The organism is Streptomyces calidiresistens (assembly GCF_014141525.1).
GTDB classification, from domain to species: Bacteria; Actinomycetota; Actinomycetes; order Streptomycetales; family Streptomycetaceae; genus Streptomyces; species Streptomyces calidiresistens.
The window spans coordinates 1-8,984 of sequence record NZ_VKHS01000146.1 but is presented as its reverse complement, the minus strand read 5'-3'; the positions used below and the strand labels follow the sequence as shown (position 1 = coordinate 8,984).

Sequence of the window (8,984 nt, the reverse complement as noted above, 5' to 3'; positions counted from 1 at the left end):
GGCGGGGAGCACCGGGGGACGACGCCCCGCCGGCGGGCGGCACGGGCGGGCTTCAGGGCACCAGCAGGACCTTTCCCGCCTCCGGATCACCGCCTCCCGCCAACTCCACCGCCTCGGCGAAGGCCGGGAGCGGCAGACGGTGGGTGATCAGCTCACCGGGCCGCAGGACGCCCTCGGCGAAGGCCCGCACGGCGTGCCGCCAGGCGGCCGAGGGGGCGCCGAAGACACCGGAGACGGTGAGTTGGGCGGTGGCCAGGAGGACCGGGTCCACGCCGCGCGCACCGGGGGCCGGGATGCCGGTGAGCACCACGCGACCACCACGCCGGGCCAGCCGGCAGGCGTCGTCCGCGCTCCCGCGGGCGCCGGCCGTCTCCACCACCAGGTCGTAGCCGCCCGGATCGGGGTCCCCGGGCCGGCGGGCGCGGTCGGCGCCCGCCTTCCGGGCGCGCTCCACGGCCCGCCGACGCGGATCGACCGCCACCAGCTCGGCCGGGTCACCGGCCGCGAGCAGGTGCAGGGCGAGCAACCCGAGGGTGCCCGCGCCCACCACGGCGATCCGCTCCCCGGCGCGCGGGGCGGCGGTCAGCACCGCCGCGGCGGCCACCGCCGCGGGCTCCAGCAGAGCGGCGGCGTCCCCGTCCGCGTCGTCGGGCAGCGGGTGCAACAGCCGGGCCGGCAGCACCAGATGGTCGGCGAAGGCACCCGGCAGGGTGAACCCGGTCTCGGCGTACCCGGCCGAGCACAGGCTCGTCTCCCCGGCCCGGCAGCGGGCGCAGGAGCGGCAGTTGCGGAATCCCTCGCCCACGGTGCGGCGGCCGACCAGGGACCGTTCCACCCCCTCGCCCACCGCCTCGACGGTGCCCGACCACTCGTGACCGGGCACGATCGGGTAGCGGACGTACCCCTCCGCCCGGGTGCCCTCGTAGAGCTCGCGGTCGCTGCCGCACAGTCCGGCGGCGTGCACCCGGACCAGTGCCTCGCCGGGGCCCGGTACCGGGACCGGAACCTCGATCAGCCGGTGCCTGCGCGGACCCTCCACCAGCACCGCCCGGCCGGGGCGACTCACGGACGCGCCCCGCGCGGTGCGCCGTCCCGCTTGTGCCAGTCCTCGGCCCACAGGTCGAAGTGGGCCCGCTGCTGGGGGAACTCGGCGGCGGCGTCCACGTCGAACTCCACGCCCAGGCCGGGGGCCTCGGGGAGGGCGAAGTAGCCGTCCACCACCTCGGGCGCCCCCTTGACCACCTTCTTGATCTCCGCGTCGGCGAAGTCGTTGAAGTGCTCCAGGATCTTGAAGTTGGGGGTGCAGCCCGCCATCTGCAGGTTGGCGGCGGTCAGCACCGACCCACCCACGTTGTGCGGGGCGACCAGCACGTAGTGGGTCTCGGCGGTGGCGGCGAGCTTGCGGGTCTCGGAGATGCCGCCCAGGTGGCCGACATCGGGTTGGATGATGTCCACGGCCTGGGACTCGAACAGCTCGCGGAACTCGATCCGGTCGTGGATCCGCTCGCCGGTGGCGACCGGCATGTTCACCCGGGCGGCGACCTTGGCGAGCGCCTTGAGGTTCTCCGGCGGCACCGGCTCCTCCAGCCACGAGGGGCGGAAGGGCTCCATCTCCCGGGCGAGCCGGATCGCGGTGGCGGGGCTGAACCGGCCGTGCATCTCCAGCAGCAGCTCGTTCTCCTCGCCGATCGCGTCGCGCACCGCCTCCACCAGGGCGAGCGAGCGCATCGTCTCGGCGTGGTCCAGTTCGAGACTGCCGGTGCCGAAGGGGTCGAGCTTCAGGGCCCGGTACCCCCGGTCGATCACCCGGCGGGCGGCGGCGTGGAACGCCTCCGGGGTGCGCTCGACGGTGTACCAACCGTTGGCGTAGGCCTTGATCCGGGGGTCGGCGGTGTTCGCCCGGCCGCCCAGCAGCTGCCAGACCGGCACCCCCAGGGCCTTGCCCTTGATGTCCCAGCACGCCATCTCGACGCAGGCGATGCCGGACATGACGATCTCCCCGGCCCGTCCGTAGTCGCCGTACTTCATCCGGCGCACCAGGTCCTCGATCGCGAAGGGGTCGGAGCCGGCGATGTGGTTGACCTCGGCCTCCCGGAGATAGCCCAGGAGGGCGTCGGTGTGGCCGAGCATCCGGGTTTCCCCGACCCCGGTCAGTCCCTCGTCGGTATGGACCAGGACATGGGTGAGGTTGCGCCAGGGGGTGCCGACGACGTGGGTGCTGATACCGGTGATGCGCACAGGGGGCCTTCCGTCCGATCCGGCTCGCCGTGTTCGCTGTTCGATATTTCGAGCAGCGTTCGAAATTCTGTCGAGACGGTAATGAGGCTCCCCGGCGCTGTCAACACCGCGACCCGCGCCGCCCCCGCCGCGGACGCCGACGGGCGGCGGATCGCCGGGGATCCACCGCCCGTCCGCCCGCGCCCCGACCCCGGGGCGCGGGCCTCACTCCTCGCCGAATTGCTCGTACGCCAACTCGGCCAGCACCCGCTGGCCCTCCCGGCTGGGGTGGAACCAGTCCCACTCGCTCAGGTCGTCCGCGGTGAAGGTGTACCCGAACACCGCCCCGTCGTCGTACCGGCAGTCGACGTCCTCGGCACACACCTCGGCCAGCACGGTGTTGTACTCCATCACCCGCTCGCGCACCTCCGTGCGCCGCTCCTCCGCCTGCGGGGTCATCGCCTCGGGATCGGCCAGCATCGAGGGACAGATGCCGAACCCCCACACCTGGAGGGCCTCCGGGTACTGCCGGCCCTCCTCCCACAGCCGTTGCAGGTCGGGCACGCTGGCCACGAGCAGGCGGGCGTCCGGTGCCCCCTCGCGGATGATCCCCACGGACTCCTCGAAGTCGGCGCGGAAGTCCTCCACCGGGGTCATGGCCGCGGGAGTCGTGGCGCAGGCGTCGTTCGCCCCGATCAACACGGTGACCAGGTCCGGCTCCCGGGCGGCGGCGCGCTGCGCCTGGGAGGGCAGGTCGGCCATGCGGGCGCCGGAGACCGCCTCGTTCCAGGTGCGGGTGATCTCCAGGCGGCTCGCCAGGCTCTCCACGTCCGGCTCGGTACCGGTGCTCCAGGACACCTCGGGGCAGTCCGCGAGGACCCCGCAGGAGTCGAAACCGGTGGTGATGGAATCCCCGAGGGCCACCAGGACGGGCGAACCGTCGTCGGGAACGGCCTCGGCCTCCGCCTCGGCACCGGCGTCCGTCGTCCCCCGGCCCCCGTCGTCCCCGTGTTCACCGGCCCCGTTGTCGGGGGTCGCTTCCGCGGTCGCGCCGCGATCGTCACCCTCCCCGGGGTCGGCGCCCGATCCGCAGCCGGTCAGCAGGCCGAGGCCGAGCAGACAGGCGAGGGCGCCGGCGGTGGTGGTCAGGGCGTGCGGCGTGGGGCGCGGCGACATTCGACTCCCCGGTGCGGAAGGGACGACAAGGACGAGCGGGCGACCGCGGAACCGGGGACACGAGAGGGTTCCGTGGCATCGCCCGCTCCGCGGACGCGCCCGCAGGGCAAGCGTAAAAGATTACCCGTCGTCACGCGGCGCGCGAGGAGCCCCGGCGATCCCCGCCGGCCCGGTGGTGCAAAACCGGCTCGCGGATCGGCCCCCGGCTGCCGACGGCCCTCCCCCGTGGGGGCCGTCGACACCCGGCGACCGACGGGGCGCGGAACCGGCGTGAGCCGGTTCCGCGCCCCGGATGTGGTCGGGCCCGGTGGTCAGAGCGTGCGCAGCGCCAGTACGACGTTGTGGCCGCCGAAGCCGAAGGAGTTGTTCAGCGCCACGAGGGTGCCCGTGGAGGGCAGCCGCCGGGGCTCCCCGCGCACGATGTCCGCGTCCACCTCCGGGTCGAGTTCGTCCACGTTGACGGTGGGCGGTGCGGTGCGGTGGTACAGGGCCTGGACCGTGGCCACCGTCTCGATGCCCCCGGCGCCGCCCAGCAGGTGACCGGTCATCGACTTGGTCGCGGAGATCGCCACCCCGTCCACGACGTCCCCGAGCACCTTGCGCAGGGCCTTGATCTCGGCCACGTCGCCCTGTGGCGTCGAGGTCGCGTGCGCGTTGACGTGCACCAGCTGCGAGACGTCCAGGTCGCCGGCGTCCAGGAGGTTCTGGATCGCGGCGGCCACCCCGCGCCCGGAGGGCTCCGGCTGGGCGATGTGGTGGCTGTCGGCCGACAGCCCCTGGCCGACCACCTCGCAGTAGGCCCGGGCGCCGCGGCGCTCGGCGTGCTCGGCGGACTCCAGCACGACCACGCCCGAGCCCTCGCCCAGGACGAACCCGTCCCGGGCCGTGTCGTAGGGGCGGGAGGCCCGCTCGGGCTCGTCGTTGTTCTTCGACATCGCCATCATGCTGGCGAAGGCCGCGATGGGCAGCGGGTGGATGGCCGCCTCGGTCCCCCCGGCGATCACCACCTCGGCGCGTCCGGTGCGGATCATCTCCACCGCGTACCCGATCGCCTCGGCGCCGGAGGCGCAGGCGCTCACCGGGGTGTGCACGCCCGCCCGCGCACCCACCTCCAGGCCGACGTTGGCGGCCGGGCTGTTGGGCATCAGCATCGGGACGGTGTGCGGGGAGACCCGCCGGGCGCCGCGCTCGCGGAGCACGTCGTACTGGTCGAGCAGGGTGGTGACCCCGCCGATGCCGGAGGCGATGACGGCCCCCAGCCGGTCCGGGTCCACCAGGTTGTCCTCACCGGCCGGGCCGGTGAAGCCGGCGTCCGCCCACGCCTCGCGGGCGGCGATCAGGGCGAACTGGGCCGAGCGGTCCAGTCGTCGGGCCAGCGGGCGCGGCAGCACGTCGGCCGGCTCCACGGCCACGGTCGCCGCGATTCGCACCGGCAGTTCGGCGGCCCACTCCCGATCGAGCGGACGGACGCCGGAACGGCCGGCCAACATGGCCTCCCAGGTGCCGGCGCTGTCGCCGGCGAGGGGGGTGGTCGCTCCGATACCGGTGACGAGCACCTTACGAGGGGTCGCGTTCACGGGAATGATTCTCCGCCGGTCGTGGGGTGGTGATCTGCGGGACACCGCCGGCACACGGGTGGTGCCGGCCGCGTGGGGCGCGGCCCGGGAGGTGTGGCCCGGGCCGCGCCCGGGGGCTCAGCCCTGGTGGCTGGTGATGTAGGAGACGGCGTCGCCCACGGTCTTCAGGTTCTTGACGTCGTCGTCCGGGATCTTGACGTCGAAGCGCTCCTCGGCCGCCACGACCACCTCGACCATGGACAGCGAGTCCACGTCCAGGTCGTCGGTGAAGGACTTCTCCTCGGTGACCTCCTCGGCCGGGATACCGGCGATCTCGTTCACGATCTCGGCGAGACCCTCGATGATCTCTTCCTTGGTGGCAGCCATTGCGGCGCTCCTTCGGTGTGCTGCGGCGGGTGCCGCGTCGGTGTGGACGGCGACCGGCCGGGCCGGACGCGCGAGTGGTGCTGCTAGGGGAGGGTAACGACAGCCGCTGCGTAGACGAGACCCGCCCCGAAGCCGATGACCAGAGCGGTGTCGCCGCTGCGCGCCTGTCCGGTCTCCAGCATCCGCTCCATCGCCAACGGGATGGAGGCGGCCGAGGTGTTCCCCGAGGTCTCGATGTCCCGGGCCACCGCGACGTGCTCCGGCAGGCCCAGCGTCTTCACCAGGGAATCGATGATCCGCATGTTCGCCTGGTGCGGGATGAAGGCGTCCAGGTCGTCCGCCGTGATCCCGGCCGCCTCCAGCGCCTGTCGGGCGACCTTCGCCATCTCGTACACGGCCCAGCGGAAGACGGTCTGACCGTCCTGTCGCAGCGCCGGGAACCGCTCCACGGGCCCCTCGCGGTAGGCGTCCCAGGGAACGGTCTGTCCGATGGTGCCCGCCTTGTCGCCCTCCGAACCCCACACGGTCGGGCCGATGCCCGGCTGCTCGGCCGGACCGACCACCACGGCGCCCGCCCCGTCGGCGAACAGGAAGGAGGTGGTGCGGTCGGTCAGGTCGGTCAGGTCGGAGAGCCGCTCCACGCCGATCACCACGACGTACTCGGCGCTGCCCTCGACGACCATGCCCTTGGCCAGGGTCAGGCCGTAGCCGAAGCCGGCGCAGGCGGCGGAGATGTCGAAGGCGGCCGGCTTGCCGGCGCCCAGGCGGTGGGCGATGCGGGTGGCGATCGCCGGGGTCTGCTCGAAGTGGGAGACGGTGGAGACGACCACGGCCCCGACCCGCTCGGGCGGGATGCCCGCGTTGGCCAGTGCCTTCCCGGCGGCGGCCACCGACATCTCCTCCACCGTCTCGCGGTCGTCCGCCCAGTGGCGGGTCGCGATGCCGGACCGCGAGCGGATCCACTCGTCGGAGGAGTCGATGTGTTCCAGGATGGTCTCGTTGGGGACGACCCGGCTCGGGCGGTATCCGCCGACGCCGAGGATTCGCGCGGCGGGTGCGCCCCGGCTCGCCCTGATGGTGGCGCTCATGGTGTCGCGGCTCCTCCTCGGCGGTTGCCCACCGCTCGCTGCTGGACGGGCCGGTGGCCCGCCTCTCGTGCCGGACCCCGACGGATCGGGGAGGGGAACGGTCGGCCCGGGCACGCCCGGCGCGCCGTCGTGCGGTGCGCGTACCCGGCCCGGGCGCGGCTCACCGGTCATCGCCGCCGGAGTGCTCGGCGAGCACCTCGCGGGCGGCGGGGAGGTCGTCGGGCGTCTTCACCGCGACGGTGCGCACGCCCTTCATGGCGCGCTTGGCCAGGCCGGTCAGGGTCCCGCCGGGGCACAGCTCGATCAGGGCGTCGGCCCCCATCCCGAGGAAGGTCTCCGTGCACAGGTCCCACCGCACCGGGTTGGAGACCTGCGAGACCAGACGGTCGAGGACCTCCTTGCCGGACGCGACCGGCTCGCCGTCGGCGTTGGAGACCCAGGTCACCACCGGGTCGACGGGCTCCAGTTCACCGGCCGCGGCGGCCATCGCCTCGACGGCCGGGGCCATGTGCGCGGTGTGGAAGGCGCCGGCGACCTTCAGGGGGATGACCCGGGCCCGCTCGGGACGGTCCTCGGCGAGCGCGGCCAACTGCTCCAGGGTGCCCGCCGCGACGACCTGTCCGCCACCGTTGGCGTTGGCGGCGGTCAGCCCCAGTCGTTCGAGGTGGGCGGCGACCTGCTCCGGGTCGCCGCCGAGCACGGCGGACATGCCGGTGGCGGTGACCGCGGCGGCCTCGGCCATGGCCAGGCCGCGCCGGCGCACCAGGCGCAGCGCGTCCTCGGGGGAGAGGACCCCCGCGACGGCGGCGGCGGCCAGTTCGCCCACGCTGTGGCCGGCCACGACGTCCGGCCCGCGGTTCGCGGCGGTCGGCGCGAGCGGCGACGGCGCGGTGCCGGCGTCGGTGTCCGCGAGCAGGTACTCGGCGGAGAGCAGGGCGGAGGCCACCAGCAGTGGCTGTGCCACGGCGGTGTCACGGATCTCCTCGGCGTCGGCCTCGGTACCGAAGTGCAGCAGGTCCAGGCCGATCACCTCCGACCAGCCGCGCAGGCGGTCGGTGGCACCGGGAAGGTCCAGCCACGGGGTCAGGAAGCCGGGCGTCTGGGAGCCCTGGCCGGGGGCGACGAGTACGAGCACTCCCACACTCTCTCTCGGGACGGGCGGTCCCCACCGGTGGGGACCGGGACGAAGAACGGACGGGGGAATTGTCGCGGCCCCACAAAGCGGGACGTCAAGTCCGGGGACCGGGCTCGCCCTCGTCGAGTCGTCCCAGCATGAGGGCGATGCGCAGTGTGAAGGCCGAACGGACCTCGGAGGGCGACCACCCGGTGACGTCCGTCACACGTCGCAGCCGGTACCGCACGGTGTTGGGGTGAACGAACAGGATCCGCGCCGCCCCCTCCAGGCTGCTGGCCTGTTCCAGGTACACGCTCAGGGTCTCCAGCAGAGCCGAACCGGCCTGTTCCAGCGGTCTGTAGATCTCCTCCACCAACAGTTCCCGGGCCACCGGGTCACCGGCCATCGCCCGCTCCGGCAACAGGTCGTCGGCGAGCACCGGGCGGGGGGCGTCGGGCCAGGCGGCGCAGGCCCGCAGGCCGGCGGCGGCGGCCCGCGCCGACCGGGTGGCCGCCGGCAGGTCGGCCACGGGCGGGCCGGCCACCACGGGGCCCGGAGCGAACGGCCCGATCAGCGACTTGGCGGCGCGCAGCGGGTCCTCCGCGCCCCCCGCGATGACCACGAGCCGTTTGCCCAGCACCCCGGTCAGCACCTGGAGCCGGGCGTACCGCGCGGCCCGGCGGATCGCCTCCACCGTCAGTTCGCTGTCACCGTTGGGGGCGCTGCCCAGCACCACCGTCACGTGCTCGGGCGACTTCCATCCCAGCGCGGCGGCACGGGAGATGTCGCCCTCGTCGATCTCCCCGGAGACCACGGCGTTGACCACCAGGGACTCCAGGCGGGCGTCCCAGGCCCCCCGTGCCTCGGCGGCCTGGGCGTAGACCTGCGCGGTGGCGAAGGCGATCTCCCGGGCGTACACCAGCAGGGCGTTGCGCAGTGCCTCCTCGCCCCCCGGGGCCGCGATCTCGTCCACCGCCGCCTCCACCACCTCGATGGTGGTGCGGACCATCTCGACGGTCTGCCGCAGGGTGATGGCCCGGGTGAGTTCGCGCGGGGCGGTGCCGAAGACATCGGTGCTGATGGCCTGTGGCGTCTCCGGGTGGCGGAACCACTCGGTGAAGGCGGCGATGCCGGCCTGGGCGACCAGCCCGATCCAGGATCGGTTCTCCGGCGGCATGGCGCGGTACCAGGAGAGGTTCCGGTCCATCCGCGCGATGGCGGCGGCGGCGAGTTTCCCCGCGGACTGCTCCAGGTTCCGGACGGTCGCGGCGTGCGGGTGGGTGTCATCGGCTTCGGGCACGGTCACAGCCTGCCTCATGCCGCGTCCGCCGTGGTCGGGGGGTGTCGCGGCTCACTCGCCGGGGTTCGGGCGCGGGCGCCCCGGTCCCGGCTCGCGCCGGGTGGTCGGGCGGCGCAGAGTGGAAAGGGGCCCGGGGTGGGGAGAGG

General features: G+C 74.0%; 8 protein-coding genes. All 8 read right to left on the bottom strand.

From position 1 onward, the window contains the following. Positions 1 to 52: 52 nt before the first annotated feature. Positions 53 to 1,066 (bottom strand): zinc-dependent alcohol dehydrogenase, encoded by a 1,014-nt coding sequence (locus FOE67_RS09015; RefSeq protein WP_182662302.1) that lies wholly within the window; start codon positions 1,064 to 1,066, stop codon positions 53 to 55. Next, positions 1,063 to 2,238 carry a mandelate racemase/muconate lactonizing enzyme family protein gene (locus FOE67_RS09010; RefSeq protein ID WP_182662300.1) on the bottom strand — a complete coding sequence of 392 codons (1,176 nt, stop codon included), beginning with the start codon at positions 2,236 to 2,238 and terminating at the stop codon, positions 1,063 to 1,065. Before FOE67_RS09010 ends, FOE67_RS09015 begins: the two co-directional genes overlap by 4 nt. A 204-nt stretch (positions 2,239 to 2,442) precedes the next feature. Then, positions 2,443 to 3,393, bottom strand: coding sequence for an SGNH/GDSL hydrolase family protein (locus FOE67_RS09005; RefSeq protein ID WP_182662298.1), 951 nt, complete (start codon positions 3,391 to 3,393; stop codon positions 2,443 to 2,445). Positions 3,394 to 3,704: 311 nt separating this feature from the next. Beyond that, positions 3,705 to 4,970, bottom strand: coding sequence for a beta-ketoacyl-[acyl-carrier-protein] synthase family protein (locus FOE67_RS09000; RefSeq protein WP_182662297.1), 1,266 nt, complete (start codon positions 4,968 to 4,970; stop codon positions 3,705 to 3,707). Positions 4,971 to 5,087: 117 nt separating this feature from the next. Then, positions 5,088 to 5,336 carry an acyl carrier protein gene (locus FOE67_RS08995; protein ID WP_182605271.1) on the bottom strand — a complete coding sequence of 83 codons (249 nt, stop codon included), beginning with the start codon at positions 5,334 to 5,336 and terminating at the stop codon, positions 5,088 to 5,090. Positions 5,337 to 5,419: 83 nt separating this feature from the next. Continuing rightward, on the bottom strand, positions 5,420 to 6,424 hold the full coding sequence (locus FOE67_RS08990) for a ketoacyl-ACP synthase III (RefSeq protein WP_182662295.1): 1,005 nt from the start codon (positions 6,422 to 6,424) through the stop codon (positions 5,420 to 5,422). Positions 6,425 to 6,584: 160 nt separating this feature from the next. Next, positions 6,585 to 7,559, bottom strand: a complete 975-nt coding sequence (locus FOE67_RS08985; protein WP_182662292.1) for an ACP S-malonyltransferase — start codon at positions 7,557 to 7,559, stop codon at positions 6,585 to 6,587. Between the two features lie 94 nt (positions 7,560 to 7,653). Then, positions 7,654 to 8,856 (bottom strand): PucR family transcriptional regulator, encoded by a 1,203-nt coding sequence (locus FOE67_RS08980; protein WP_182662290.1) that lies wholly within the window; start codon positions 8,854 to 8,856, stop codon positions 7,654 to 7,656. Between the last annotated feature and the right edge of the window lie 128 nt (positions 8,857 to 8,984).

What these genes read in the sequence shown, in the direction of transcription:
- FOE67_RS09005 (WP_182662298.1), bottom strand. Translation starts at nt 3,393, where the DNA reads ATGTCGCCGCGCCCCACGCCGCACGCCCTGACCACCACCGCCGGCGCC.
- FOE67_RS08995 (WP_182605271.1), bottom strand. Translation starts at nt 5,336, where the DNA reads ATGGCTGCCACCAAGGAAGAGATCATCGAGGGTCTCGCCGAGATCGTG.
- FOE67_RS08990 (WP_182662295.1), bottom strand. Translation starts at nt 6,424, where the DNA reads ATGAGCGCCACCATCAGGGCGAGCCGGGGCGCACCCGCCGCGCGAATC.
- FOE67_RS08980 (WP_182662290.1), bottom strand. Translation starts at nt 8,856, where the DNA reads ATGAGGCAGGCTGTGACCGTGCCCGAAGCCGATGACACCCACCCGCAC.